Here is a 25366-nt window from a genome sequence, read left to right as displayed (position 1 = left end):
GTCACGATTCTTCCAGACCCGCGGATGCCTCCAGTGCCGCGCGCATGGCCCTCACGACGCGCGCCTCCTCGGGCAGGGGCGCCTCCACCTCGCCGAGCGCGAAGATGCGGGCCTGCAGCACCGCCTGCTGGAGCAGCATCTCGCGGCCGTCGAGCAGCTGCCCGGCGGGGACCGCGCCGCGGTAGCGGGAGCCGTCGGCGCGCGCGTAGTCGGCGTCGAGCAGCAGCGCCGGCGGCGCGTCGAACGCCGGCGCGGCCGGCGCCGCGGCGGGCAGCGTCGAGACGGCGGCGTCGACGGCGGGCAGGGGCTCCTCGAGGCCCTGGGGCGCGACGAGCACGCCGAGCCGCTCCCCCAGCGCCACGAGCGCCTCGGCCTTGTGCGGGCTCCGCAGGGCCACGACCACGCGCTCGGCGCCGAGCTCGGCGAGCGCGACGAGCGCCGACTGGGCCGTGGCGCCCGCGCCCACGATCGCGCCCGTCCGCACGGAGCCGAGCCCCGCATCCGCGAACGCCCGGACGATGCCGCCGACGTCGGTGTTCCAGCCCCGCACGCGCGCGCCGAGCAGCAGCGTGTTCGCGGCTCCCGTGAGCGTCGCGCGCTCGTCGAGCGCCGATGCGAGCGCCGCCGCCTCGCCCTTCAGCGGCGCGGTGACCGAGAGCCCGAGCCACGCGGCATCCAGCCCGGCGATGAAGCCCGCGAGCGCGCCGGGCGCGACCTCGCGCCGCTCGTACGCCCAGTCGAGGCCGAGCGCCCGCGCGGCCGCGCCCTGCAGCACCGGCGAGAGCGAGTGCGCGACCGGCTGTCCGACGACGGCGAGGCGGCGGGTGCCGCCCGCGCCGCCGACGGCCGCCACGTCAGCCGCCCCAGCCCGGGTTGTCGCGCAGGAACTGCTGGAACTGCTCGACGGCGGCCAGGTGCTCGCCGTAGGTCTCCGAGAAGACCGTCTCGCCCGTCTCCGGGTTGACCGTGACGAAGTAGAGCCAGTCCCCCTCGGTCGGCGCGAGCGCCGCCTGGAGCGCGGTGTCGCCGGGCGCGCCGATCGGGCCGACCGGCAGCCCGGGACGCGCGTACGTGTTGTACGGGTTCTCGGTGTCGGCCCGCTCCTCGGCGGTCGTCGTCACGACGTGCAGGTTGCCCGTGCCGTAGGCGACGGTCGCATCCGACTGCAGCGGCATGTTGATGTCGAGCCGGTTCTGGAACACGCGGGCGACGCGGCCGAAGTCGTCGGGCAGCCTGGCCTCGCGCTGCACGAGCGACGCGAAGGTCAGCACCCGCTGGCGGTCGGCCTCGGCGACGCCGGCGGCGTCGAGCGCCTGCGCCTGGCGCGCGATCATGGCCTGCAGCACGGCCGGCGCGGTGACGCCGTCGTCAAAGGTGTACGTGGCCGGGAACAGCCAGCCCTCGAGCGTCGTCGCGTCGTCGGGCAGGTCGAACTGCGCGAGGTCGCCGCTCGCCTGCACGAACTCGGCCTGCGGGATCCCGAGGTCGCGCTCCAGCCGCTCGAAGACCTGCGGCAGCGTGTAGCCCTCGGGCACGGTCACGCGCAGCTCGACCTTGTTCGCGGGGTCGAGGATCGCGTCGAGCGCGCCCTGCGCCGACATCTGCTGCTGCACGCGGTACGCGCCCGGGTGCAGCTGGATCGAGGGGTCGGCGACCAGGATGTCGGTGAACGCCTCCGCGCTCGCGATGACGTCCTGCTCGGCGAGCTCCGCCGCGACGTCGTAGCCGTTCTGGCCCGACTGCACCTGCACGATCACCTCGCCGGTGCCGGGGCCCGCGTAGTCCTCGGGGCCGCTGAAGCGGTCGACGAGGCGCGGCACCACGACGACCGCGGCGATGATCGCGCCGACGACCACCACGAGCGCGACGCTCCAGCCGATGAGCCTGCGGCGGCCTCGGGCCTTGCGCTCCCTCGCGCGACGTCCAGCCATCTCAGTCCTCCATGGGGGCGGCTGCGCCGCCGTCGGTGAGCTCCTCGCCGGGCGCACGCCCGGCGGTGCGCTCGCTGTCGAGTGCGTGCTGCAGGATGACCACGGCCGCGGCCTGGTCGATGCTCTGGCGCTGCTGGCGCGACGACCTGCCGGCCGCGCGCATCCCCGCCGAGGCGGTGACGGTCGAGAGCCGCTCGTCCACGAGCCGCACGGGCAGCGAGCGGGCGAGCGCCGCGGCCATGTCGCGCGCGTCCTGGGTGCTCGGGGTGTCGGCGCCGGAGAGCGAGATCGGGAGCCCCACGACCGCCTCGATCGCGCCGAGCTCCTCGGCGATCGCGGCGAGGCGTGCCACGGGGTCGACGTCGGCGCGCTGGATGGTCTCCACCGGCGTCGCGAGCAGCCCGTCGAGGTCGCACCTGGCGACCCCGACCCGGGCCCGGCCCACGTCGACGCCGATCCTGACGCCCCGGCGCATCGCCGTCGCCGCGCTCAGCGGCGGAGCCCCTCGCGCACGGCGGCGATGGCCGCGGGCATCGCGGCCGCGTCCTGCCCGCCGCCCTGCGCCATGTCGGGCTTGCCGCCGCCGCCGCCGCCGAGCGCGCTCGCGGCGGCCTTGGCGAGCGGGCCCGCCACGACGCCCGCGTCGCGCGCGGCCTGGTTGGTGGCGACCACGATCGCCGGGCGGCCGTCGACCGCGCCGCCGATCGCGACGACCGCGGGGTCGGCGCCGAGGCGCTCGCGCACCTGCGCCGCGACCGAGCGGAGGTCGTCGGCGGAGCCGATCCGACCCAGGTCGACCGAGGCGAAGCGCAGCGCGCCGACCGCCTCGGCGGCCTCGGCGATCGGGCCGACGCGGCCGGCCAGCTGCTGCGACTCGAACTCGGCGATGCGCTTCTCGGCCGCCTTGAGCGAGGTCACGAGCTCCTGGATGCGGCCGGGGAGCTGCTCCTTCGGCGTCTTCAGCATGCCGGTGAGCTCGCTCACGAGCGTGCGCTCCGCGACCAGCTGGCGGAACGCATCCGGCCCCACGGCGGCCTCGACGCGCCGGTTGGTCGAGCCGACGCTCGACTCGCTCGTGATCGAGATGAGCCCGATCTGGCTCGACGCGCCCACGTGCGTGCCGCCGCACAGCTCGCGCGACCAGGGGCCGCCGATGTCGACCATGCGCACGGTGTCGCCGTACTTCTCGCCGAACAGCGCCATCGCGCCGAGCGACTTCGCCTCGTCGATCGGCATGACGCGCGTCTCGACCGGCAGGTCGTCGCGGATCGCCGAGTTCGCGATGCCCTCGAGCTCCTGGCGCATGTCGTTCGAGAGGGCGCTCGACCAGGAGAAGTCGAGGCGCATGTAGCCGGCCTTGTTGTACGAGCCCGACTGGGCCGCGTCGGGGCCGAGCAGCTGGCGCAGCGCCGCGTGCACGACGTGCGTCGCGGAGTGCGCCTGGTTGGCCGCGCGCCGGTAGAGCGGGTCGACGGCCGCGTGCGCGAGGTCGCCGACGGCGAGCTCGCCCGAGGTCACCCGCACCGTGTGGCTGATGAGCCCCTGCACCGGGCGCTGCACGTCGAGCACGTCGGCCTCGAAGCCGGAGCCGACGAGCGTGCCCTGGTCGCTGTCCTGGCCGCCCGACTCCGCGTAGAGCGACGTGGCGGTGAGGACGACCTCGACCTCGTCGCCGACGTCCGCGCGCTGCACCTGGGCGCCGTCGGCGATGATGCCGATGACCTCGCCGTCGGCCTGCAGCTCGTCGTAGCCGAGGAAGGCCGTCTCGCCCTTCGCGCGCAGCTCCGAGTAGACCGACAGGTCGGCGAGCTGCCGCCGTCGCGACTTCGCGTCGGCCTTCGCCCGCGTGCGCTGCTCGCTCATGAGCGTCTCGAACGTCGAGCGGTCGACCTCGAGGCCCGCCTCCTCGGCGATCTCCATCGTGAGGTCGATCGGGAAGCCGTACGTGTCGTGCAGCAGGAACGCCGTCTTGCCGGGCACGACGTGGCCGGAGTCGCGGCGCACGTCGGACATCGCGAGGTCGAGCACCGTCGAGCCCGACTCGAGGGTGCGGAGGAACGTCTCCTCCTCGTTCACCGCGAGCCGCGCGATGCGCGGGTAGGCGGCCTCGAGCTCGGGGTAGGCGGTGACCATGGCGCGGTAGCTCGCCTCGAACAGCGCCGGGAACGTCGCCTCGTGCACGCCGAGCAGGCGCATCGAGCGCACCGAGCGGCGCATGAGGCGGCGCAGGATGTAGCCGCGGCCGTCGTTGCCGGGCGTCACCCCGTCGCCCATGAGCATGAGCGACGAGCGCACGTGGTCGGCGACCACGCGCATCCGCACGTCGTCCTCGGTCGCGGCGCCGTAGCGGCGGCCGGAGAGCTCGCCCGCGACGTCGAGCACGGGGCGCACCTGGTCGATCTCGTAGATGTTCTGCACGCCCTGCTTGAGGAACGCGACGCGCTCGAGCCCCATGCCGGTGTCGATGTTCTTGTTCGGCAGCTCGCGCACGATCGTGAAGTCGGTCTTCGAGCGCACGTCGGCGATCTCGTCCTGCATGAAGACGAGGTTCCAGATCTCGACGTACCGGTCGCTGCCGGTCGCGGGCCCGCCGTCGGGGCCGTGCTCGGGGCCGAGGTCGAAGAAGATCTCGGAGTCGGGGCCGGCAGGGCCGGGCTGCCCGGTCATCCAGTAGTTGTCCTCGAGGCCGAGGCGCTGGATGCGCGACGCGTCGACGTCGGTGACCTCGAGCCAGAGGCGCTCGGCCTCGTCGTCGGTCTCGAAGACGGTGACCCAGAGGTCCTTCGGGTCGAAGCCGAACTTGCCGTCGGCCTCGGAGCCGGTGAGCAGCTCCCACGCGTAGGCGATCGCCTCGCGCTTGAAGTAGTCGCCGAACGACCAGTTGCCGGCCATCTGGAAGAAGGTGCCGTGGCGGGGCGTGCGGCCGACCTCCTCGATGTCGAGGGTGCGGATGCACTTCTGCACGTCGGCGACGCGGGGCCAGGGGGCGGGCACCCGGCCGGAGAGGTAGGGGATGAACGGCACCATGCCGGCGATCGTGAACATGATCGCGGGGTCGTCGCTGACGAGCGACGCCGACGGGACGATGGTGTGGTCCTTGGCCTCGAAGTGCTTCAGGAAGCGGCTGTGGATCTCTGCGGTCTGCATGGGGTCAGGTCTTTCCAGCCCCGTAGGGGCCTGACGAGCCCGGGCGCGCGGCGCCCGGGCTCGGATCGGGTGTCGTCACTCGCCTCGCAGCTCGCGGTCGCGTGCCTGGTAGCCGTCCTTGACGGCGTCCGTGAACTCACGGCCGCGCGAGTCGACGTTGTCGAGGAACGCCTTGCCCTTCTCGGTCTCCTCGATGCGGCGGGCGGCGAAGACGCCGATGACGACGCCGACGGCCAGGAACAGGAGCTTCTTCACAGCGGGTCCCCCTCGTGTCTCGCTTCGCCCCGCGCCGGATCGGCGCACGGGCTCGGACAGTCTAACGACGAAGAGGGGCCGCCGGCTGGCGACCCCTCCTCGATGCGCTCGGATCAGCGAGCGGCGTAGTACTCGACGACGAGCTGCACGTCGGCGACGACGGGCACCTCGGCGCGCTTCGGGCGGCGCACGAGGCGGGCCTGGAGGCGGTCGAGCTGCACGTCGAGGTACGGCGGGACGGGCGGGAGCACGCCGGCGTGGCCGCCTGCGGCCGCGACCTGGAAGGGCTCCATGCCCTCGCTGCGCTGGTGCACGTGGATGAGCTGGCCCTCCTTCACGCGGAACGAGGGGCGGTCGACGCGCTGGCCGTCGACCATGATGTGGCGGTGCACGACCATCTGGCGGGCCTGCGACATCGTGCGGGCGAAGCCCGAGCGGAGCACGAGCGCGTCGAGGCGCATCTCGAGCAGCTCGACGAGGTTCTCACCCGTCAGGCCGGACTGGCGGCGGGCCTCGTTGAAGGTGTTGCGCAGCTGCGCCTCGCGGATGCCGTACTGGGCGCGCAGGCGCTGCTTCTCGCGGAGGCGGACGGCGTAGTCGCTGTCGGCCTTGCGCTTGGTGCGGCCGTGCTGGCCGGGGCCGTAGGGGCGCTTCTCGAGGTAGCGCGCCGCCTTCGGCGTGAGGGCGATGCCGAGGGCGCGCGAGAGGCGCGTCTTCGACCGGGTACGGGACTTCGTGGACATGACTTCCTTCGCTGAGTCGCTGCCGCGCGAGCGGCTGTCCCGGCCGAGTGCCGGGACCTAAGGAGGGGTGCGGGTCCTGCGTCGGCAGCCGGGCTGCCAGAGGACCAGCGACCAGGCTACCAGAGGTCAGGCGTCGCCGGAGAGGATGCGGCGGATGCGCTCGAGGCGAGCGGCGACGTCGCGCTCGTAGCCGTGGGCACCGGGCTCGTAGTAGCGGCGCCCGACGAGCGGGTCGGGCAGGTGCTGCTGGGTCGCGACGCCGGCCGGCGCGTCGTGCGCGTAGCGGTAGCCCTTGCCGTGGCCGAGCCGCTTGGCGCCGGGGTAGTGGGCGTCGCGCAGGTGCGTCGGCACGCGGCCGATGTCGCCCGAGCGCACGTCGGCGATGGCGCGGTCGATGCCGAGGTAGGAGCGGTTGGACTTCGGCGCGGTGGCGAGGTAGACGACCGCCTCGGCGAGCGGGATGCGCCCCTCGGGCATGCCGATCATCTGCACCGCCTGCGCGGCCGCGGTCGCCACCACGAGGCCCTGCGGGTCGGCCATCCCGATGTCCTCGGCGGCGAGCACGATGATGCGTCGGGCGATGAAGCGCGGGTCCTCCCCCGCCTCGATCATGCGGGCGAGCCAGTGGAGCGCCGCGTCGGGGTCGGAGCCCCGCACCGACTTGATGAACGCCGAGATGACGTCGTAGTGCTCGTCGCCCTGCCGGTCGTAGCGCAGCAGCGCGCGGTCGACAGCGCTCGCCAGGGCCTCGGCCGTGACGGTCGTCGGCGCATCCGCGTCGGCCTCGCCCGCGGCCTCGAGCGCGTGGGCGCCGGCTGCCTCGAGCGCCGTGAGCGCGCGCCGGGCGTCGCCGGAGGACAGCCGGATGAGCTGCGCGCGGGCCTCGTCGTCGAGCGCGATGCGCCCGTCGAAGCCGCGCGGGTCGGCGATCGCGCGGTCGACGAGCTCGGCGATGTCGTCGTCGCCGAGCGGCTCGAGCGTGAGCAGCAGTGAGCGCGACAGCAGCGGGCTGATGACGCTGAACGACGGGTTCTCGGTCGTCGCGGCGATGAGCGTGACCCAGCCCTGCTCGACGCCCGGCAGCAGCGCGTCCTGCTGCGCCTTGGTGAAGCGGTGGATCTCGTCGAGGAAGAGCACGGTGGAGCGCTGGAAGAGGTCGCGGTCGTTCAGCGCCGCCTCCATCACCTGGCGGACGTCCTTGACGCCGGCCGTGACGGCGCTCAGCTCGACGAAGCGCCGGTCGGCGGAGTGCGCGATCGACTGCGCGAGCGTCGTCTTGCCGGTGCCGGGCGGGCCCCAGAGGATGACGCTCTGCCCGCTCGCGCCCTCGCTCGGCGCCGCGAGCCGGCGCAGCGGCGAGCCGGGGCCGAGCAGGTGGCGCTGGCCGACGACGTCGTCGAGGCTCGTCGGGCGCATGCGCACGGCGAGCGGCGCTGTCGTCCCTCCTGCCATGCCCCCAGCCTAGGCGGCGCCGCCCACACGACCCGGTAGCCTGAACGCCGCACCGAACGGGTGCGCGAGCGGCAGAGGAGAGCCCGTGGTCACGAAGCAGGAGCAGGAGCGGCGCGTCCGCGACTACCGCGCGCGGCAGGCCGTGCACGAGCGCCGGCAGCGCCGGCAGCGCCGCGACTCCCTCATCGGGGCCGCGCTCGCGCTCGTCGTGCTCGCGGGCGGCACCGCGCTCATCGCCACCCGCCCCGCTCCCGCGGACCCGGCCGACACCGCGGCGCCGACGCCCAGCGCGACCGCGCCCGCCGCCGAGTCGACCGTGCCCGACCCCTCGCTCGCCGAGGGCCGCACGTGGACCGGCTCCCTCACCGTGAACGGCGTCGAGCTCGACGTCGAGCTCGACGGCGCCGCGGCCCCCCAGGCCGTCTCCGCCGTGCTCGCCGACACGCAGCGCGACTACTACGACGGCAAGACGTGCCACCGCCTCACGACGAGCGAGGGCTTCTCGGTGCTGCAGTGCGGCTCGGTCGACGGCCAGGGCGGGGGCGACCCGACCTACATGTACGGCCCGGTCGAGAACGCGCCCGCCGACGACCTCTACGTCGAGGGCACCATCGCGATGGCCCGCCAGTCGGGCAACGCCGACTCGAACGGCCACCAGTTCTTCATCGTCTACGGCGACACGAGCATCCCCTCCGACGCCGCCGGCGGCTACAGCGTGATCGGCCGCGTCACGGGCGGCCTCGACGAGCTGCAGGAGGCCGTCATCGCGAAGGGCACGGCGGGCGGCGTGCCCGACGGCGCGCCCGCGGAGCCGGTCACGATCGAGGACTTCGTCCTGCAGTAGCCCGCGCTACGCTCTACCTGCCCGTCCCCTCGTACGAGAGACTCCGTCATGCCCGAGCCCACCCAGCCCATCGACCCCGCCACGTCGGAGCAGCCTGCCGCGCCGCAGGACGCCCCCGAGCAGGAGGCGCCCGCCGAGCAGGTGGAGCAGCCCGCCGAGCCGGAGGCTCCCGCCCAGCCGGAGGCTCCCGCCGTCGAGGAGGAGGCGCCCGTCGAGGAGGAGGCGCCCGAGGAGGCTGCGGCCACCGAGCAGGAGGCGCCTGCCGCCGGGGAGCAGGCTCCCGCTGAGGAGCAGGCTCCCGCCGAGGAGCAGCCTGCCGCCGAGGAGCCGGCCGCGCCCGTCATGGGCGAGCCGGTCATCGAGCGCGAGCTCGGCCGCGTCGACGCCGCAGGCACGGTCGCGGTCAAGGACGGCGACGGATGGCGCGTCGTCGGCCAGTTCCCGGACGTCACCGCCGAGGAGGCGCTCGGCTACTTCGAGCGCAAGTTCGCCGACCTCGAGGGCCAGGTGCGCCTGCTCGAGCAGCGCATCCGCGGCGGCGCGAGCGCCCGCGACGTGGCGAAGGCCGCCTCGCACCTCCACGCGACCGTGCTCGAGGCGCCCGCGGTCGGCGACATCCCGTCGCTGCTCAGCCGCCTCGACGCGCTCCGCGGCGAGCTCGGCGAGCTCGAGGCGAAGCAGCAGGCCGCGAGCAAGGCTGAGGTCGACGAGGCCATCGCCGAGCGCACGCGCGTCGTCGAGGCGATCGAGCAGCTCGCGAGCGGCGACCTCGAGAACGTGCAGTGGAAGCAGACGATGCAGCAGGTCGACGTGCTCTTCGCCGACTGGCAGCGCCTGCAGAAGGACGGCCCGCGGCTGTCGAAGGGCCAGGCCGACGCGCTCTGGAAGCGGTTCCGCGATGCGCGCTCGACCCTCGAGACCGCCCGCCGCCGCTTCTTCGCCGACCTCGACGCATCCCACAAGGACGTCCGCGCGCGCAAGCAGGCGCTCGTCGAGCAGGCCCAGGCGCTCGCGCCGAAGGGTGTCGACGGCATCCCCGCCTACCGCGCGCTGCTCGACCAGTGGAAGGCCGCCGGCCGCGCCGGCCGCAAGATCGACGACGCGCTCTGGGCCCAGTTCAAGGAGGCCGGCGACGTGCTGTTCGCCGCGAAGGCCGAGCAGGCCGCGGTCGACAACGAGGAGTACGCCGAGAACCTGGCCGCCAAGCGCGCGCTGCTCGAGGAGGCGACGCCGATCCTCGAGATCACCGATCGCGCCAAGGCGCGCGAGGCGCTGCTCGGCGTGCAGCGCCGCTGGGACGAGATCGGCCGCGTGCCCCGCGAGGCGCTGCGCGAGGTCGAGGACCGCATGCGCAAGATCGAGACGCACGTGCGCGAGCTCGACGAGCAGCACTGGAAGGCGTCGAACCCCGAGCGCAAGGCGCGCTCCGAGGGTCTCGCCGGCCAGCTCGAGGAGGCCATCGAGAAGCTCGAGGCCGAGATCGCGGACACGACGGATGCGCGCCGCAAGGCAGAGCTCGAGGCCGAGCTGCGGACGAAGCGCTCGTGGCTCGAGGTCGTCGCAGCCGCAGGCTGACGCAGCAGGGCGAGCAGGGGGCCGGCGCCGATGGCGCCGGCCCCCTCGTCGTCCGTCAGCCCGTCGTGATGCGGTAGACGTCGTAGACGCCGTCGATGCGGCGCACCGCGTTCAGCACGTGGTCGAGGTGCGTCACGTCGCCCATCTCGAACGCGAAGCGGCTGATCGCGAGCCGGTCGGTGCCGGTGTGCACGCTCGCCGAGAGGATGTTGACGTGGTGCTCGGTCAGCACGCGGGTGATGTCGCTCAGCAGCCCCGAGCGGTCGAGCGCCTCGACCTGGATGTTCACGAGGAACAGCCCCTTCGACGTCGCCGCCCACTCGACCTCGATCATGCGCTCGGGCTCGGCGAGCAGGCCCTGCACGTTCGGGCAGCTGCGCTGGTGCACGCTCACGCCCTGGCCGCGCGTGACGAAGCCGACGATCTCGTCGCCCGGCACGGGCGTGCAGCACTTCGACAGCTTCACGAGGATGTCGTCGGCGCCCCGCACGAGCACGCCGGAGGCGCTCGACGCGGGCCTCGGCGCCTTGCTCGGGAGGACCGTCACGTGCGCGTCGTCGTCCGCGGCCTCGTCGACGCGGATCGCCGACACGACCTTCTCGAGCACCGACTGCGTCGAGACGTGCCCCTCGCCCACGGCGGCGTACAGGGCGGTCACGTCGTCGTACTTCAGCTGCGCCGCCACCTGCGCGAACGCATCCCGGCCCATGAGCTTCTGCAGCGGCAGGTCGTGGCGGCGCATCGCCTTCGCGATCGCCTCCTTGCCGACCTCGACCGCCTCGTCGCGGCGCTCGCGCTGGAACCACTGGCGGATCTTGCTGCGCGCGCGGGGCGACGTGACGAAGCCCTGCCAGTCCTGGCTCGGCCCCGCATCCGGGTTCTTCGACGTGAGCACCTCGACGATGTCGCCGGTCGCGAGCTTCGTGTCGAGCGGCACGAGGCGGCCGTTGACCTTCGCGCCCATGGTGCGGTGGCCGACCTCGGTGTGCACCGCGTAGGCGAAGTCGACGGGGGTCGCGCCGGCGGGCAGGCCGATCACCTTGCCCTTCGGCGTGAAGACGTAGAGCTCCTTCGCGCCGATCTCGAACCGCAGGGAGTCGAGGAACTCGCCGGGGTCGGTGGTCTCCTCCTGCCAGTCGTTGATGTGCGCGAGCCACGCCATGTCGGTCGACGACATCGCGCCGCCGCCCTGCTTGTACTTCCAGTGCGCCGCGACGCCGTACTCGGCGCGGCGGTGCATCTCCTCGGTGCGGATCTGGATCTCGACGTGGTGGCCGCGCGGGCCGATGACGGTCGTGTGCAGCGACTGGTAGAGGTTGAACTTCGGCGTCGCGATGTAGTCCTTGAGGCGGCCCGGCATCGGCTGCCAGCGCGCGTGGATCGCGCCGAGCACCGCGTAGCAGTCGCGCACCGACTGCACGATCACGCGCACGCCCACGAGGTCGTAGATGTCGGCGAAGTCGTGGCCGCGCACCCGCATCTTGTTGTAGATCGAGTAGTACTGCTTCGGGCGCCCCGCGATTCGGCCGCGGATCCTCTGCGACTTCATGTCCTCGCTGAGGCCGGACACGACCTCCTCGAGGTACCGCTCCCGCTCGGGCGCGCGCGCCTCGACGAGGTTCTTGATCTCGAGGTAGACCTTCGGCTGCAGCACCGCGAACGAGAGGTCCTCGAGCTCGACCTTCATCGTCTGGATGCCGAGCCGGTGCGCGAGCGGCGCGTAGATCTCGATCGTCTCGCGGGCCTTGCGCTGCGCCGACTCGTCCGAGACGAAGCCCCACGTGCGCGCGTTGTGGAGCCGGTCGGCGAGCTTGATGACGAGCACGCGGATGTCCTTCGACATCGCGACGACCATCTTGCGCACCGTCTCGGCCTGCGCCGACTCGCCGTACTTCAGCTTGTCGAGCTTCGTCACCCCGTCGACGAGCATGGCGATCTCGTCGCCGAAGTCGGCGCGGCACTGCTCGAGCGTGTACGAGGTGTCCTCGACGGTGTCGTGGAGCAGCGCGGCGGCGACGGTGATGGCTCCGATGCCGAGGTCGGCGAGGATCTGCGCGACGGCGACGGGGTGCGTGATGTACGGCTCGCCCGACTTGCGGTACTGGCCGCGGTGCGCCTCCTCGGCGACGATGTACGCGCGCTGGATGAGCCCGGTGTCGCCCTTCGGGTGCTGCGACTTGACCGTGCGGATCAGCTCGTCGACGGCGCCCGCGCGGTGCGAGCGGGAGAAGAGGAAGGGCAGCAGCGTGCGGAAGCCGCCCGAGGTCTGCTGGGCGTCGCTCATCTCGCTCCTCCCCGTCGGCTCAGACGACCGCCCCGCGCTCGTTCCGCGGCTTCTCCGTGACCTCGGCGATCGCGTCGTGCTGCCTGAGCTGAGCATAGACGGGGGCCGCGACGAAGATCGACGACCAGGTGCCGACGATCGTGCCGATGAAGAGCGCGAGCGAGATGTCGCGGAGCGTGCCGGCCCCGAGCAGCAGGGCGCCGATGAAGAGCACCGCCGCGATCGGCAGCGTCGCCACGATCGAGGTGTTGATCGAGCGCACGAGCGTCTGGTTGACCGCGAGGTTGATGTTGTCGAGCAGCTCGCCGCTCGTGCCGGGCGCGGTGTTCTCGCGCACCTTGTCGAACACGACGACGGTGTCGTAGAGCGAGTAGCCGAGGATCGTCAGGAAGCCGATGACGGCCGCGGGCGTGACCTCGAAGCCGATGATGCCGTAGACGCCGGCGGTGACGAGCAGGTCGAAGGCGAGCGACGCGAGCGCCGCGACGGACATCTTCCAGGTGCGGAAGTAGACGGCGAGCACGATCGACACGAGCACGAGGAAGACGACGAGCGCCCGCAGCGCCTGCTGCGAGATGTCGGCGCCCCACGACGGGCCGATGAACGAGAACGCCACCTCGCCGCTGTCGACGCCGTAGGTGTCGGCGAGCGCGGCGCGGATCTCGGCGGCCTGCTCCTCCGACACGGCGTCGGTCTGCACGCGCACGGTGTCGGAGCCGAGCGTGACGGCGCGCGCCTCGGCCTCGGGCGCGATCGCCTCGACGGCCTCCGCCGCGCCGTCGGCCGACGCCTCCGAGATGCCGGTGACGCGGAACTCGCTGCCGCCCGTGAACTCGATGCCGAAGACGAAGCCGCCGCGGATGATGGTGCCGAGCGCGAGCGCGATGAGGATGCCGACCGCGATCGACAGCCACAGCTTGCGCTTGGCGACGACCGGCAGCGAGCGCTCCCCGGTGTAGAGCTCGTTGCCGACGCTGGTGAGCGAGGCCATCAGTCCTCCTTGCCGTTCGAGGCGGCCATGGCCGACTTGCGCTCGGCGATCGTCTGGCGCTTCTGCGCCTCCTTCGCCGACCGGGCTCCCCTGCCTGCCGCGACCGGCTCGCGGAACTTCGCGCGGCCGCGGTAGACGGCGCCGAGCGCCTGCGGGTCGAGCCCGCTCCAGCGGTGGCCGGAGGAGAAGAAGCTCGTGCGCGACAGCAGGCGCAGGAGCGGATGCGTGAAGAGCGCGACGACGACGATGTCGATGAACGTCGTGATGCCGAGCGTGAAGGCGAAGCCGCGCACGTTGCCCACCGACAGCAGGAACAGGATCACGGCGGCGAGGAAGCTCACCGCATCCGAGACCAGGATCGTGCGGAAGGCGCGCTTCCAGCCGGTCTCGAGCGCGCTCGTGAGGTGCTTGCCCTCGCGCAGCTCGTCGCGGATGCGCTCGAAGTAGACGATGAACGAGTCGGCGGTGATGCCGATGGCGATCACGAGGCCGGCGACGCCGGCGAGCGAGAGCCGGTAGCCCTCGGTGCTCGAGAGGAAGGTCACCGTGAGGTAGGTGAGGATCGCGGCGATGCCGAGCGACAGGACGACCACGAGGCCGAGCGCGCGGTACTGGAAGACCGAGTAGACGACGACGAGGATGAGTCCGATGAGGCCGGCGAGGAGGCCCGCGCGCAGCTGGTCGGCACCGAGCGTCGCCGAGATCGTCTCGTTCGACTGCACCTCGAAGCCGATCGGCAGCGCGCCGAAGCGCAGCTGGTCGGCGAGGCCCTGCGCCGCCTCCTGCGTGAAGCCGCCCGTGATCTGCGCGTTGCCGTCGGTGATGATGGCGTTCGACGAGATGGGCATGAGCACGGTCGAGTCGAGCACGACCGCGAACTGGTTCTGCGGCTCGGGCAGGCCCGTGATGGCGCGCGTCGTCGCCTCGAAGCCGGCCGGGCCCTCGCCGTCGAGCTCGAGGTTGACGGCCCAGCCGCCCGTGGCCTGGCCCTGCGAGTTCGTCGCGGCCGAGACCTGCGCGTCGGCGATGTCGGAGCCCTCGACCGTGACCGGGCCGAGGATGAAGCGCGCGGTCTGGTCGGTCGAGCACGTGATGAAGGGCTCGTCAGCCGGCGCGACGGTCGTGGTGTCGACGTCGGCGCACTGGAAGGCGTCGAACTCGGCCTGCAGCTCAGGCGTGATCCACGCCTGGTCCCACGCGTTCTCGGGGGTCGCGGCAGGCTCGGCGGGCGGTGTGCTCTCGCTCGGCGCGGGCGTCTCGCCGGGCACGTTCGCGGCGGCGGACTGCAGCACCGGGCGGAACTCCATCTTCGCGCTCGCCTGGATGCGCTGCATCGTGGCCGCGTCGGGCTCGCCGGGGATGGCGACGACGATGTTGCGGCCGCCCTGCGTGGTGATCTCGGCCTCGGAGACGCCGGAGGCGTCGACGCGCTGGCGGATGATCGCCACCGCCTGGTCGAGCTGCTCCTGGGTGACCTGCGCGCCCTCGGCGACCACGGGCGCGAGCACGATCTGCGTGCCGCCCTCGAGGTCGAGCGCGAGCTGCGGAGTCCAGGAGCCGCCGCCCCACTGCACGGCGGAGAAGTTGACGCCGACGAGGCCGGCGATCAGCACCACCAGCCAGATGAGCGCGCGGGCGCCCCGCGAACGAGCCTTCGCCACGGATCAGGCGCGGTCGCGCGGCTCGTCCGCGTCGCCGGCCTCGTCGATCCCGCGGTCCTCGACGACCTCGGCGTGGTCGTCGACCACGCGGGCGAGGGTCTGGCGGTGCACGCGCACGATGGTGCCGGGCGCGATCTCGATGAGCGCCTCGTTGCGCTCCTCGTCGATCGCCGTGAGCTCGCCGAAGAGGCCGAAGTTCGTCATCACCTCGGCGCCGGGGACCATCTGGGACTGCAGCTCCTCGGCCTGGGCCTTGCGCTTCTTGTTGCTGCGGAACATGAAGAAGATCATCGCCGCGAGCACGACGAGCATGATGAGCGTCAGCGGGTCGATCGGGAACCCTTGCTGGGCGGTGGTCGTCGTCTGCAGGAACAGCATCGTCGGAAGGGGCCTCTCAGGGGTGGTTCGTCCTGCGCGGCTGCGCGCAGCACCAAGGGCCCATCATACCCCGTCGAGCGTCGCGTCCTGCGTCTGCGCGCCCGCGTGCCGCATGCCCGTCGGGGTCGCGATCCTGCCGCGGGGCGTGCGGCCGATGAGGCCCTCGCGCACGAGGAACGGCTCGACGACCGACTCGATGGTGTCGGCCTCCTCCCCCACGGCCGCCGCGAGCGTCGACAGCCCCACCGGGCCGCCGGCGAAGCGGTGGGCGATGGCGTGCAGCACGGCGCGGTCGATGCGGTCGAGCCCGGCCTCGTCGACGTCGTACAGCTCGAGCGCGGCGCGCACGCCCTCGAGGTCGCTCGACCCCTCGTGCACGAGCAGCCAGTCGCGCACGCGCCGCAGCAGGCGGTTCGCGATGCGGGGCGTGCCGCGCGAGCGGCCGGCGAGCTCGGCGAGCGCGGCGGGCTCGATCGTGAGGTCCATGAGCCGCGAGGAGCGCGCGAGCACGCGCTCGAGGTCGGCCGGGTCGTAGAACTCGAGGTGGGCCGTGAAGCCGAAGCGGTCGCGCAGCGGTGCGGGCAGCATGCCGGAGCGCGTCGTCGCGCCGACGAGCGTGAACGGCGCGAGCTCGAGCGGGATCGAGGCGGCGCCCGCGCCCTTGCCGACCATGATGTCGATGCGGAAGTCCTCCATCGCGAGGTACAGCATCTCCTCGGCGGAGCGCGCCATGCGGTGGATCTCGTCGACGAACAGCACCTCGCCGGGCACGAGCGCCGACAGCACCGCGGCGAGGTCGCCGGCGTGCTGGATGGCGGGGCCCGAGGAGTAGCGGATGGGCCGGCCGGTCTCGGCGCCGATGATCGTCGCGAGGGTGGTCTTCCCGAGCCCGGGCGGCCCGGCCAGCAGGATGTGGTCGGGCGTGCGCTCCTGCATCCGCGCCGCCTGCAGCAGCACCTCGAGCTGGCCGCGCACCTTGGGCTGGCCGACGAACTCGGCGAGGCTCGTGGGGCGCAGCGCCCCTTCGAAGGCGATCTCGTCCGGCGTCGCGGCCGGGTCGGTCAGCGGGTCGCTCACGGGCGCGCGCCCGGTCCGAGGATCGCGAGGGCCGCGCGCAGCAGCGCGCCGGTCGTGCCGGCCGCCTCGGGCGCCGCGACGGCCGCCCGCTCGATGGCGTCGGCGGCGGTGCGCTCGGGCCACCCGAGCCCCGTGAGCGCCGTGAGCACGTCGGCCCGCGCATCCGACCCCGGCGTCGCGGGCGCCGCCACCGGTGCCACGAGCTTGCCGCTCAGCTGCAGGATGATGAGCTTGGCCGTCTTCGGCCCGATGCCGCTCACGGCCTTGAACGCGCGCTCGTCCTGCGCGTCGACCGCGCGGGCGAGCGCATCGGGGGTGAGGTGCGCCAGGACGCCGAGCGCCGACTTCGGGCCCACGCCCGTCACTCCGATGAGCAGCTCGAACGCGTCGAGCTCGGCCTCGGTCTCGAAGCCGTAGAGCGAGAGCTCGTCCTCGCGGACGATGAGGTGCGTGTGCAGCGCGACCGCGCTCCCGGCGCGGGCGGTCAGCGAGGTCTGGGGGGTCACCGCGACGGCGAGGCCGACGCCGCCGACGCCGACGACGAGGCGCTGCCCGCGCGCGGCGAGCACGGTGCCGTCGAGCCTGGAGATCACCCCCTGAGCCTAGGCCGGGCCCCCGACGCCGGCCGCCTGGCGCGCCGGTCGACCGAGTGCGCGCTGATAGCCTGAGCGGGCCCGCCGATCGCTCGACACGGAGATCCCATGCGCTACGTCCAGTTCCTGATCCTCATGCTGCTGCTCGTGGGCTCGTTCGTCGTGATGAGCTACGCGATCACGGCCGACGGCATCGAGGGCATCGTCTTCACCGCAGGCCTGGCGATGTTCATCCTGTCGACGCTGGGCGCGGTCGAGATCGGCCGCCGCGGGCTGCACAAGGGCTGATCAGCGCCGGGCGCGCGCAGCCGACTCCGCCGCCGCCCAGGCGCGCTGCGCAGGCGTCGAGTGCTCCGCGCGGCGCGCGCGCGTGCGCCAGCCCTCGGCGATCGCGATCGCGAGCGCGTCGGCGGCGTCCGCCGGCTTCGGCGCGGCCTCGAGCCGCAGCAGGCGACGCACCATCTCCCCCACCTGCCGCTTGTCGGCCGCGCCGTAGCCGGTGACGGCCGCCTTGACCTCGCTCGGCGTCAGCAGCGCCACCGGCAGCTCCCGCTCGGCGGCGGCGCGCAGCACGATGCCCGAGATCTGCGCGACGCCCATGACGCTCCGCAGGTTCGCCTGCGCGAACACGCGCTCGAGCGCGATCGCATCCGGGCGGTGGGCGTCGATCGCCGCCTCGACGCCGCGCGCGATGCGCAGCAGCCGCAGCTCGATCGCCTCGTCGGCATCGGAGCGCAGCACCTCGACGTGCACGAGCGTGGGCGTGCGCCGCTCGACGTCGACGACGCCGACGCCGCACCGCGTCAGCCCGGGGTCGACGCCGAGCACGCGCACCGACGCCGGCACGGGACTACTCGTCCTCGTCGAGCTGCGCCTGCACCTCGTCGGAGAGGTCGAGGTTGGCGTAGACGTTCTGCACGTCGTCGAGGTCGTCGAGCGCGTCGATGAGGCGCAGCACCTTGCGCGCCGTCTCGACGTCGACCTCGACCTTGAGGTTCGGCACGAACTCGGCCTCGGCCGAGTCGTAGTCGATGCCCGCGTCCTGGAGCGCCGAGCGCACGGCGACGAGGTCGCCGGCCTCCGAGACCACCTCGAAGCCGCCGCCCTGGTCGACGACCTCCTCGGCGCCGGCGTCGAGCACGGCCTCGAGGATCGCGTCCTCCGTGACCCCGTCGGCCTTCGTGATCGACACGACGCCCTTGCGGCTGAAGTTGTAGGCGACCGAGCCAGGGTCGGCCATCGTGCCGCCGTTGCGGGTCATCGCGACGCGCACCTCGGCGGCGGCGCGGTTCCTGTTGTCGGTGAGGCACTCGATCATGAGCGCGACGCCGCCGCCGGCGTAGCCCTCGTACATGATCGTCGTGTAGTCGATCGACTCGCCGGTGAGCCCCGCGCCGCGCTTGATGGCACGGTCGATGTTGTCGTTGGGGACGCTCGTCTTCTTCGCCTTCTGCACGGCGTCGACGAGCGTCGGGTTCCCCGACAGGTCGGCGCCGCCGATCTTCGCGGCGACCTCGATGTTCTTGATGAGCTTCGCGAACGACTTCGCGCGCCGGGCGTCGATGACGGCCTTCTTGTGCTTCGTCGTGGCCCACTTGGAGTGTCCGGACATGCTGCTCTCCTGGTCGCGTGAAGGGGGACGCCCCATCCTACGCGTGCTCGTCAGGGCGTCGGCGCGCGCACCCCGGCGCTCCGGAGCTCCAGCGCGGCGAGCGCGCGCAGCCCCGGCTCGTCGCCCGTGCGGATCGCGGCGACCGGATCGGCGACGGTCGCGAGCAGCCGCCGCGTCGGCTGGGTCGCGACGGCGCGCAGCGCCAGCAGGTCGCGCCCCTCGCGGGTGCGGGCGAGGGCGGCGCTCGCGCGGGCCCGGGTGGCGAAGCGCAGCCGCGGCAGCAGCCACACGAGCAGCACGAGCAGGGTCGGCAGCAGCCACAGCGCCGTGCCGACGGTCGCGGCGAGCATCTCGATCGTGCTCGTGAGCGCGGTGCCGGCGGCGGCGAGGTCGTCGGCCGACCCGGATGCGTCGCGGAAGGGCTGGGCGACGCCGTCGCCGATCAGCGGCACCTGCGCGAGCGCATCCCCGGCGTCGGAGAGCGTCGTGGAGAAGCCGGTGCCGGCATCCTCGATCTGGCGCCCGAAGCCGCCGAGCGAGGCGATCGCGTCGCGCACCTGCAGGGCGATCCAGACGCTGACGGCGATCGTCGCGATCGCGGCGAGGTCGGCGACGACCTGCCAGGCCGCGGCGACGGGACGGCTGGAGTAGAGCTGCACCCCCCGATTCAACCAGCAGCGACGGCGCGCACCCGGGGCCGCTGCCCGACGAGGATGCCGGCGCCGATCACGACCGCGGCCCCCACGACCTCCCACACGCCGAGGCGCTCCCCCAGCACGAGCACGCCGAGGCCGACCGCGACGACCGGGATGAGGTACGTCACGGTCGCCGAGACCGTCGGCCCCACGGCGCGCACGACCTCGAACTGCAGGATGTAGGCGATGCCGGTGCCGACGACGCCGAGCGCCGCGACCGCGAGCAGCGCGAGCGGCAGTGCCTCCGGCGCGTGGGCGGCGAGCGGCGACCAGCCCTCGAGCCCGCTCCAGACCAGCAGGGCGACGAGCACCATCGGGAGTCCCGTCACCATGAGCGCGGTCGGATGCGCGATGCCCGGCACCTCGCGGTGCGCGAGGAGGCGCCGGTTCAGCGTCCAGCCGACGCCGTACGACGCGCCGCCCGCGACCGCGATCGCGAAGCCGATGAGGTCGGGGCCGGCCGCGGCCGTCCACGGCTGCGCGATGAGCACGACGCCGACGAGGCCGAGCAGCACCGCGGCGAGCTTGCGCGGCGTGAGCCGGTCGCTCGGCAGGAGCAGCAGCGCGAACAGCACCGTCGCGACGGGCGTGATCGCGTTGCCGAGTCCGGCGAGGCTCGACGAGATGCGGGTCTCGGCGAGCACGAACGCGGTGAACGGGATGGCGGTGAGGAAGAGCGAGCAGACGGCGAGGAGGCCCCACGTGCCCGCGTCCCGCGGCAGCCGCGTGCGCATCGCCGCCGCGAGCAGCAGGAGCGTCGCCGCCGCGATGCCGATGCGGAGCGTCGCGATCTGCATCGGGTGCAGCGCCTCGAGCCCCAGCTTCATGAGCAGGAAGGAGGAGCCCCAGATGACTGCGAGCGAGATCCAGAGCGCCTGCCAGGGCACGCGCTCACGCACCGGCGGCGCGCACGCGGTCGAGGAACCGGCGGTGGAAGCGCAGCTCGCCGCCGACCTCCGGGTGGAAGGCGGTCGCGAGCAGCGGCCCCTGCTCGACCGCGACGACGCGGCCGTCGACCGAGGCGAGCGCCGTCGCGGCGGCGCCGAGGCGCTCGACGGCCGGCGCGCGGATGAAGGTCGCGCGCACCGGCTCGTCGCCGAGCGCGGGCACCGCGAGCTCCGCCTCGAAGGAGTCGACCTGGCTGCCGAAGGCGTTGCGCCGCACGTCGACGTCGAGGCCGCCGAACGACAGCTGGGTCGGCAGCCCGTCGAGGATGCGGTCGGCGAGCAGGATCATCCCCGCGCACGTGCCGTACACCGGCATGCCGCCCGCGATCCGCTCGATGATCGGCTCCCGCACCTCGAACAGCCGCGACAGCTTGTCGATCACGCTCGACTCGCCGCCCGGCAGCACCAGCCCCGCGACCTGCGCCAGCTGCGCCGGGGTGCGCACGAGCGCCACCTCGGCGCCGAGCGCCTCGAGCACCGCGACGTGCTCGCGCACGTCGCCCTGGAGCGCGAGGACGCCGACGCGGGGCCGGCCCGCGGTCACCAGCCGCGCTCGGCGAGGCGGTGCGGCGCGGGCAGGTCGGCCACGTTGATGCCGACCATCGCCTCGCCGAGGCCCCGCGACGCATCCGCGATCGCCTTGGCGTCGTCGTACGAGGCGGTGGCGCGCACGATGGCGGCGGCGCGCGCCTCGGGGTTGCCGGACTTGAAGATGCCCGAGCCCACGAAGACGCCGTCGGCCCCGAGCTGCATCATCATCGCCGCGTCGGCGGGCGTCGCGACGCCGCCGGCCACGAAGAGCACGACGGGCAGGCGGCCCGCCTCGGCGACCTCGGCGACCAGCTCGTACGGGGCCTGCAGCTCCTTCGCCGCGACGAAGAGCTCGTCCTTCGACATCGACGTGAGCCGGCGGATCTCCTGGTTGATGGTGCGGATGTGCTTCGTCGCCTCGGAGACGTCGCCCGTGCCGGCCTCGCCCTTCGAGCGAATCATCGCCGCGCCCTCGGTGATGCGGCGGAGCGCCTCGCCCAGGTTCGTCGCGCCGCAGACGAACGGCACCGTGAACGGCCACTTGTCGATGTGGTTGACGTAGTCGGCCGGGCTCAGCACCTCGGACTCGTCGATGTAGTCGACCTCGAGCGCCTCGAGCACCTGCGCCTCGACGAAGTGGCCGATGCGGGCCTTCGCCATCACCGGGATCGAGACCTCGGCCTTGATCGCGTCGATCAGGTCGGGGTCGGACATGCGGGCGACGCCGCCCTGGGCGCGGATGTCGGCCGGCACGCGCTCGAGCGCCATGACGGCGACGGCGCCGGCGTCCTCGGCGATGCGCGCCTGCTCGGGGGTGACGACGTCCATGATGACGCCGCCCTTCAGCATCTCGGCGAGCCCGCGCTTGACGCGGGCCGAGCCGGTGGTGGTCTCGGTCATGATCGGTGCCTTTCGTGCGGTGCCGGGATGATCGGGCGATCAGGCCGGCCAGGCCGCCTGGATGTCCTGGCGCATGTCCTCCAGCAGGATGGGCAGCGCCTTCGTCTTCGCGATGATCGGGAAGAAGTTCGAGTCCAGCGACCATCGGGGCACGATGTGCTGGTGGAGGTGGTCGGCGATGCCGGCGCCGGCGATGCGGCCCTGGTTCATGCCGATGTTGAAGCCCTGGCAGCGCGTCACTTGCGACAGCACGCGCATCGCCGTCTGCGTGAGCACGGCCATCTCGGCGACCTCGTCGGTCGTCGCCTGGTCGTACATGCCGACGTGCCGGTAGGGGCAGACCATCAGGTGGCCGGTGTTGTACGGGAAGAGGTTCAGCAGCACGAAGCAGGTCTCGCCGCGGTGCACGATGAGGCCCTCGTCGTCCTGCAGCTCGGGCGCGCGGCAGAAGGGGCAGGCGTCCTCCTCGGGCATCTGCCCCTGCTGGATGTAGACCATCCGGTAGGGCGTCCAGAGCCGCTGGAAGTGGTCCGGCACGCCGGGGAGCTCGCTCGACATCTGGGTCGGCGCGCCCCAGGAGTGCTCCGCGACGAGCGGCGGCTCCTGCGGCTCCGCCGGGTCGAAGGCGGGCAGCGCGTCGCGGTGGACGGCCGCCCGCTCCGCCGGCTCGTCGAGGTCGCGCGGCTCGTCGGTCACACGTGCGCCTTCGTCTCGATGGCCTCGACGATGCGGCGCACCGCCTCGTCGACCGGCACGCCGTTGTCCTGCGTGCCGTCGCGGAAGCGGAACGAGACGCTGCCCGCGTCGCGGTCCTGGCCGCCGGCGATGAGCTGGAACGGCACCTTCATGAGCGTGTGCGTGCGGATCTTCTTCTGCATGCGCTCGTCGCTGCGGTCGACCTCGACCCGCACGCCGCGCGCGCGGAGCTTCGCCGCCACCTCGTCGAGGTAGTCGGCGTAGTCCTCGGCGACCGGCACGCCCACGACCTGCACGGGTGCGAGCCACACCGGGAACGCGCCCGCGTAGTGCTCGAGCAGGATCGCGAAGAACCGCTCGATCGAGCCGAAGAGCGCGCGGTGGATCATGATCGGGCGCTGCTTCGAGCCGTCGGCGGCCGCGTACTCGAGCTCGAAGCGCTCGGGCAGGTTGAAGTCGAGCTGCACGGTCGACAGCTGCCACGAGCGGCCGATCGCGTCGGTCACCTTGAGGTCGATCTTGGGGCCGTAGAACGCGGCCTCGCCCGGCTCCTCCACGAGCTCCAGCCCGGTCGCGCGCGCGACGCGCCGCAGCGCATCCGTCGCCGTCTCCCAGATGGCCTCGTCGCCGATCCACTTCTCCTTCTCGTCGTCGCGCATCGACAGCTCGAGGCGGAAGTCGGTGAGGCCGAAGTCGCTCAGCAGCGAGAGCACGAACTCGAGGACCTTCGCGGTCTCCTCCTCGAGCTGCTCGGGGGTGACGAACAGGTGCGCGTCGTCCTGCGTGAAGCCGCGCACGCGGGTGAGGCCGTGCAGCGCGCCCGAGAGCTCGTTGCGGTACACGGTGCCGTTCTCGGCCAGCCGCAGCGGCAGGTCGCGGTAGCTGCGCGAGCGCTCCTTGTAGATGAGGATGTGCATCGGGCAGTTCATCGGCTTCAGGTAGTAGTCGACGCCCGGCTTCGTGACGTTGCCCTCGTCGTCGCGCTCCTCGTCCATGTGGATGGGCGGCCACATGCCCTCGCCGTAGGTGACGAGGTGGTTCGAGGTGACGAAGAGGTCGCGCTTCGTGATGTGCGGCGTGTAGACGTAGCTGTAGCCCTGCTCGATGTGCCGGCGCCGCGCGTGCTGCTCCATCTCGCCGCGCGCGATCGCGCCGCGCGGGTGCCACACCGACAGGCCGGAGCCGACCTCCTCCGGGAAGGAGAACAGGTCGAGCTCGCGCCCGAGCTTGCGGTGGTCGCGCTTCGCGGCCTCCTCGAGGCGCTGCTGGTAGGCGCGCAGCTCGTCCTTCGACGGCCACGCGGTGCCGTAGATGCGCTGCAGCTGGGGCAGGTCGGTCTTGCCGCGCCAGTAGGCGCCCGCGACGCGCATGAGGGCGAAGCCGTTGCCGATCAGCCGCGTCGACGGCAGGTGCGGGCCGCGGCAGAGATCCTTCCAGGCCACCTCGCCGGACTTCGGGTCGACGTTGTCGTAGATCGTGAGCTCGCCCGCGCCGACCTCGACCGAGGCGCCCTCGGCAGCCGTCGCCGCGCCGCCCTTCAGCCCGATGAGCTCGAGCTTGTAGGGCTCGTCGGCGAGCTCGGCGCGCGCCTCGTCGTCGGTGACGGTGCGGCGCACGAAGCGCTGCCCCGCCTTGACGATGCGCTCCATCTCCTTCTGCAGGGCCTTCAGGTCGTCGCTCGAGAAGGGCTCGGCGACGTCGAAGTCGTAGTAGAAGCCGTCCTGCACGGGCGGGCCGATGCCGAGCCGCGCCTCGGGGTTGACGCGCTGCACGGCCTGCGCGAGCACGTGCGCGGCGGAGTGGCGGAGGATGTCGAGGCCGTCGGGGCTGTCGATCGTCACCGGCTCGACCGTCGCCGTCTCGGTCACCTCGCGCGCGAGGTCCTGCAGCTCGCCGTCGACGCGCATGGCGACGACGGCACGGTCGGAGAAGAGGTCGAATCCGGTGGTCACCAGACCATCGTAGATCGCGGGATGCCCTGTCTCGCGCGGTCCGCGGTCGGTACGCTCGCGACATGGCCCGGTCGTCGTCGATCGCCGGCATCGCGCTCGCGATGCTGCTGCTCGCCGCGTGCGCCGCCCCCGGCGGCGCGCTTCCCACGGGCACGGCGCCGGAGCCGGTCGTGACGACCGCCGGCCCACCAGCGTCCGCGACCCCGACGGCGAGCGAGCCCGGCCCTCCGTCCGACCCTGCGGCGGAGCCTGCCGGCACGGCGATCTCGACCGCGACCAGCGAGTTCGGCGAGATCCTGTGGGGCCCGGGCGAGCAGGTCGTCTACATCTGGGAGCGCGACGTCTCGCCCGAGTCGCAGTGCACCGGCGACTGCGCGGTCGCATGGCCTCCCGTGCTCACGGTCGGCGAGCCGACGGCCGCCGGCGGTGTCGACCCGGCGCTGCTCGGCACCACCGTGCGCGCCGACGGTGCGGTGCAGGTCACCTACGGCGGGCATCCGCTCTACTTCTACGCGCACGAGGGTCCGGGCGAGGTGCGGTGCCACGACGTCGCGACGCACGGCGGGCTCTGGTGGGTCGTCACGCCGAGCGGCGAGCGGGCGCCGTGATCCGCCGCGCGGCGGCGGCCGGCATCGCGATCGCGGTGCTGGCGCTTGCGGCCTGCGCCTCGCCGGGCGCAGGCGACCCGACCGCTCCCGTGGTCTCCGCCGGCACGGTCTTCCCCACCGGCACGCCGCCCGCGGAGCCCATCGTCGCGGCTCGCGCCCTCGGCGACGCGCCCGACGCGGTGCAGGCCGAGGCCACGTGCGGCGAGCTGGAGCTCGATCAGGGCGAGGTGCTGCCCGATGCAGCGATCGCGTGCATCGGCGAGGCGCTCGCCGCGGGCGGCGCGGCCGCGCTGGCCTGGTCGTCGCCGACCGTCGAGGGCGATCCGATCGTCAGCTTCGCCGTCGTCGAGGAGGGCGCGTCGAGGATCGCGGTGCACACGACGACCGACTTCGACCGATACGGAGCTGGCGGCTGGAGGCTCGAGCGCTGCGCCGCCATCGCCACGCACGGCTGCGCGTAGGCAAGAAGAAACCCCCGGAGATCCGGGGGTTCT

At 73.0% G+C, this 25366-nt stretch carries 26 protein-coding genes; 5 read left to right on the top strand and 21 right to left on the bottom strand.

The window, feature by feature from the left end; genetic code table 11:
- Position 1 precedes the first annotated feature (1 nt).
- From J2X49_RS08835 to J2X49_RS08805, 7 genes are all read right to left on the bottom strand, one after another.
- On the bottom strand, positions 2–853 hold the full coding sequence (locus tag J2X49_RS08835; RefSeq protein WP_310125084.1) for a shikimate dehydrogenase: 852 nt from the start codon (positions 851–853) through the stop codon (positions 2–4).
- A 1-nt stretch (position 854) separates the two neighbouring features.
- Complete coding sequence (gene mltG / locus J2X49_RS08830) at positions 855–1931, bottom strand: endolytic transglycosylase MltG (RefSeq protein WP_310125081.1); 1077 nt, start codon at positions 1929–1931, stop codon at positions 855–857.
- Between the two features lies 1 nt (position 1932).
- The gene (gene ruvX, locus J2X49_RS08825; protein ID WP_310125079.1) at positions 1933–2406 is read right to left on the bottom strand and encodes a Holliday junction resolvase RuvX; all 474 of its coding nucleotides are present in this window, start codon (positions 2404–2406) and stop codon (positions 1933–1935) included.
- Positions 2407–2420: 14 nt separating this feature from the next.
- On the bottom strand, positions 2421–5078 hold the full coding sequence (gene alaS / locus J2X49_RS08820) for an alanine--tRNA ligase (RefSeq protein ID WP_310125073.1): 2658 nt from the start codon (positions 5076–5078) through the stop codon (positions 2421–2423).
- Between the two features lie 75 nt (positions 5079–5153).
- Positions 5154–5333: a hypothetical protein gene (locus tag J2X49_RS08815; protein ID WP_128189167.1), complete on the bottom strand. Its 180-nt coding sequence runs from the start codon at positions 5331–5333 to the stop codon at positions 5154–5156.
- A gap of 113 nt (positions 5334–5446) precedes the next feature.
- Positions 5447–6076 carry a 30S ribosomal protein S4 gene (gene rpsD, locus J2X49_RS08810; RefSeq protein WP_128189166.1) on the bottom strand — a complete coding sequence of 210 codons (630 nt, stop codon included), beginning with the start codon at positions 6074–6076 and terminating at the stop codon, positions 5447–5449.
- Between the two features lie 126 nt (positions 6077–6202).
- Complete coding sequence (locus J2X49_RS08805) at positions 6203–7528, bottom strand: replication-associated recombination protein A (RefSeq protein WP_310125069.1); 1326 nt, start codon at positions 7526–7528, stop codon at positions 6203–6205.
- A gap of 85 nt (positions 7529–7613) precedes the next feature.
- On the opposite strand from J2X49_RS08805, the gene J2X49_RS08800 reads away from it, so the two are divergent.
- Both J2X49_RS08800 and J2X49_RS08795 read left to right on the top strand, forming a co-directional pair.
- Positions 7614–8372, top strand: a complete 759-nt coding sequence (locus J2X49_RS08800; protein ID WP_310125065.1) for a peptidylprolyl isomerase — start codon at positions 7614–7616, stop codon at positions 8370–8372.
- Between the two features lie 48 nt (positions 8373–8420).
- The gene (locus tag J2X49_RS08795; RefSeq protein WP_310125063.1) at positions 8421–9947 is read left to right on the top strand and encodes a DUF349 domain-containing protein; all 1527 of its coding nucleotides are present in this window, start codon (positions 8421–8423) and stop codon (positions 9945–9947) included.
- Positions 9948–10002: 55 nt separating this feature from the next.
- Here J2X49_RS08795 and J2X49_RS08790 read toward each other — a convergent pair whose 3' ends face one another.
- The 6 genes from J2X49_RS08790 to ruvA form a co-directional block, all read right to left on the bottom strand.
- Positions 10003–12231, bottom strand: coding sequence for a bifunctional (p)ppGpp synthetase/guanosine-3',5'-bis(diphosphate) 3'-pyrophosphohydrolase (locus tag J2X49_RS08790; protein ID WP_246991154.1), 2229 nt, complete (start codon positions 12229–12231; stop codon positions 10003–10005).
- Positions 12232–12250: 19 nt separating this feature from the next.
- Complete coding sequence (gene secF / locus J2X49_RS08785; protein WP_246991156.1) at positions 12251–13222, bottom strand: protein translocase subunit SecF; 972 nt, start codon at positions 13220–13222, stop codon at positions 12251–12253.
- On the bottom strand, positions 13222–14883 hold the full coding sequence (gene secD / locus J2X49_RS08780) for a protein translocase subunit SecD (RefSeq protein WP_310125061.1): 1662 nt from the start codon (positions 14881–14883) through the stop codon (positions 13222–13224). Before secD ends, secF begins: the two co-directional genes overlap by 1 nt.
- A gap of 3 nt (positions 14884–14886) precedes the next feature.
- Complete coding sequence (gene yajC / locus J2X49_RS08775; protein WP_128189160.1) at positions 14887–15261, bottom strand: preprotein translocase subunit YajC; 375 nt, start codon at positions 15259–15261, stop codon at positions 14887–14889.
- 63 nt (positions 15262–15324) lie between these two features.
- On the bottom strand, positions 15325–16338 hold the full coding sequence (gene ruvB / locus J2X49_RS08770) for a Holliday junction branch migration DNA helicase RuvB (RefSeq protein ID WP_310125058.1): 1014 nt from the start codon (positions 16336–16338) through the stop codon (positions 15325–15327).
- Positions 16335–16931 (bottom strand): Holliday junction branch migration protein RuvA, encoded by a 597-nt coding sequence (gene ruvA, locus J2X49_RS08765; protein ID WP_246991163.1) that lies wholly within the window; start codon positions 16929–16931, stop codon positions 16335–16337. Before ruvA ends, ruvB begins: the two co-directional genes overlap by 4 nt.
- Before the next feature lie 108 nt (positions 16932–17039).
- Here ruvA and J2X49_RS08760 point away from each other — a divergent pair, with 108 nt between their 5' ends.
- Positions 17040–17219: a hypothetical protein gene (locus J2X49_RS08760; protein ID WP_246991166.1), complete on the top strand. Its 180-nt coding sequence runs from the start codon at positions 17040–17042 to the stop codon at positions 17217–17219.
- Here J2X49_RS08760 and ruvC read toward each other — a convergent pair whose 3' ends face one another.
- The 8 genes from ruvC to thrS form a co-directional block, all read right to left on the bottom strand.
- On the bottom strand, positions 17220–17777 hold the full coding sequence (gene ruvC, locus J2X49_RS08755) for a crossover junction endodeoxyribonuclease RuvC (protein WP_310125054.1): 558 nt from the start codon (positions 17775–17777) through the stop codon (positions 17220–17222).
- A gap of 4 nt (positions 17778–17781) precedes the next feature.
- The gene (locus J2X49_RS08750; RefSeq protein ID WP_128189155.1) at positions 17782–18543 is read right to left on the bottom strand and encodes a YebC/PmpR family DNA-binding transcriptional regulator; all 762 of its coding nucleotides are present in this window, start codon (positions 18541–18543) and stop codon (positions 17782–17784) included.
- A gap of 50 nt (positions 18544–18593) precedes the next feature.
- Complete coding sequence (locus J2X49_RS08745) at positions 18594–19202, bottom strand: hypothetical protein (protein WP_310125051.1); 609 nt, start codon at positions 19200–19202, stop codon at positions 18594–18596.
- 8 nt (positions 19203–19210) lie between these two features.
- The gene (locus J2X49_RS08740) at positions 19211–20137 is read right to left on the bottom strand and encodes a DMT family transporter (protein ID WP_310125049.1); all 927 of its coding nucleotides are present in this window, start codon (positions 20135–20137) and stop codon (positions 19211–19213) included.
- Positions 20130–20732, bottom strand: coding sequence for a pyridoxal 5'-phosphate synthase glutaminase subunit PdxT (gene pdxT, locus J2X49_RS08735; RefSeq protein WP_310126009.1), 603 nt, complete (start codon positions 20730–20732; stop codon positions 20130–20132). Before pdxT ends, J2X49_RS08740 begins: the two co-directional genes overlap by 8 nt.
- Positions 20726–21616 (bottom strand): pyridoxal 5'-phosphate synthase lyase subunit PdxS, encoded by an 891-nt coding sequence (pdxS, locus tag J2X49_RS08730; protein ID WP_225792729.1) that lies wholly within the window; start codon positions 21614–21616, stop codon positions 20726–20728. The genes pdxT and pdxS overlap by 7 nt, the downstream gene beginning before the upstream one ends.
- 39 nt (positions 21617–21655) lie before the next feature.
- On the bottom strand, positions 21656–22174 hold the full coding sequence (locus J2X49_RS08725) for an HIT domain-containing protein (protein ID WP_146356467.1): 519 nt from the start codon (positions 22172–22174) through the stop codon (positions 21656–21658).
- A gap of 134 nt (positions 22175–22308) precedes the next feature.
- On the bottom strand, positions 22309–24219 hold the full coding sequence (thrS, locus tag J2X49_RS08720) for a threonine--tRNA ligase (RefSeq protein WP_310126007.1): 1911 nt from the start codon (positions 24217–24219) through the stop codon (positions 22309–22311).
- Between the two features lie 107 nt (positions 24220–24326).
- Here thrS and J2X49_RS08715 point away from each other — a divergent pair, with 107 nt between their 5' ends.
- Together J2X49_RS08715 and J2X49_RS08710 are read left to right on the top strand one after the other, a co-directional pair.
- Positions 24327–24872, top strand: coding sequence for a hypothetical protein (locus J2X49_RS08715; RefSeq protein WP_310125047.1), 546 nt, complete (start codon positions 24327–24329; stop codon positions 24870–24872).
- On the top strand, positions 24869–25333 hold the full coding sequence (locus J2X49_RS08710; protein ID WP_310125045.1) for a hypothetical protein: 465 nt from the start codon (positions 24869–24871) through the stop codon (positions 25331–25333). The genes J2X49_RS08715 and J2X49_RS08710 overlap by 4 nt, the downstream gene beginning before the upstream one ends.
- Positions 25334–25366: the final 33 nt, after the last annotated feature.

The organism is Agrococcus sp. BE272 (assembly GCF_031457935.1).
In the GTDB taxonomy this organism is placed as follows: Bacteria; Actinomycetota; Actinomycetes; order Actinomycetales; family Microbacteriaceae; genus Agrococcus; species Agrococcus sediminis.
The sequence above is the reverse complement of the archived record's forward strand: the minus strand, read 5'-3'. Positions and strand labels throughout refer to the sequence as shown.